The sequence below is a fragment of the Rhizobium sp. FKY42 genome (assembly GCF_005222835.1).
In the GTDB taxonomy this organism is placed as follows: Bacteria; Pseudomonadota; Alphaproteobacteria; order Rhizobiales; family Rhizobiaceae; genus Neorhizobium.
Window position 1 is genome coordinate 1 of record NZ_STGA01000039.1, and the last position, 1,090, is coordinate 1,090.

At 49.9% G+C, this 1,090-nt stretch carries 1 protein-coding gene and 1 pseudogene; both read right to left on the reverse strand.

Features of this window, described 5'->3' with window-relative positions; genetic code table 11:
* On the reverse strand, positions 1 to 506 hold a 506-nt coding region (locus tag E8M78_RS16155; protein ID WP_137136033.1), incomplete at its 3' end, for a PAS domain-containing protein.
* 257 nt (positions 507 to 763) lie between these two features.
* Positions 764 to 1,024: pseudogene (locus E8M78_RS16160) on the reverse strand (DDE-type integrase/transposase/recombinase); the annotation flags it as partial.
* Positions 1,025 to 1,090: the final 66 nt, after the last annotated feature.

Here is a 1,090-nt window from a genome sequence, read left to right on the forward strand (position 1 = left end):
TGCCAAATCCGCGTGACTGACGCGTAGCAATGCCTCTTCACAACCAATCGGAATTTTCGCAACAGAGCCGTAAATTCAATCACAGCCTGAGCGCGGTTGATCGCATTGATTTTACCATTATGGTCAGCCGAGCGAACCTGGCGGTCTGTCACATCGGACGCGACCTTGACAACTTTGAAAGGTTTGCCGGAGCGCATGACCGGATTGTACGAGGCCTCGATCCATACTTCCCGACCGTCCTTGGCGATACGCTTGTAGAGACGATGATCGAATTCGCCCTTGTTGAGCTTCGCCCAGAAATTTCTATAGTCGGGAGAATGCACCTCTGACTTATCGACAAAGATGCTGTGATGAGAGCCGACAATTTCAGTCGGTGCATAACCCATCAGCCTGCAGAAATTTTCATTCGCTTCTAAAACGACGCCATCCATTCCGAATTCGATAATAGCAAGCGACTTGTTGAGAGCAGCCCATACAAGCTGGGAAGTGGAATTGAAGAAGTGCATATCCAGACCCTTTCCGAGATTAGATAACCAAGACGCTGCTGAGTTCTGCAGGCGTTACTACACGGATCGGCCGGGTCGCTTTAATTTTAGTAAATTCAGATAATTATGCTGCGCTCATAGAGAATTTGACGCGTTTTTTGCGCAAATTGTAATTGTCCCGGTAATCGTCAGAGGTGGCTCGGTTTGTCTGAACAGCTTCGGGGGCCTTGTCGCAAACATTTTCGGAGCGCGCAATCATCCACTGAGCGCCCTCGTTTTCATGCTTTGTTAACCTTTTGTAGTCCGAAGAGGTGCGCGAGCAGATCGTTCTGATCATTTACGGTCCACAAGCCGGAATAGCCGAAGCCCTTCTTCAGCCAGAGCATGGCTTCGAAGCCGCCGATCTTGGGCATGTTCTTCTTAACCCGAAAATGGTCACTCTCGATGCGTTGTTGGAGATGCTTTGTGACGTAGTGCACAGGGTTGGGCTGAAGCAGACCATCATCTACCGATGCTTTAATCGCGGATGGGAAGGGGCTCTGTTGCGAAAATTCCGATTGGTTGTGAAGAGGCATTGCTACGCGTCAGTCACGCGGATTTGGCAT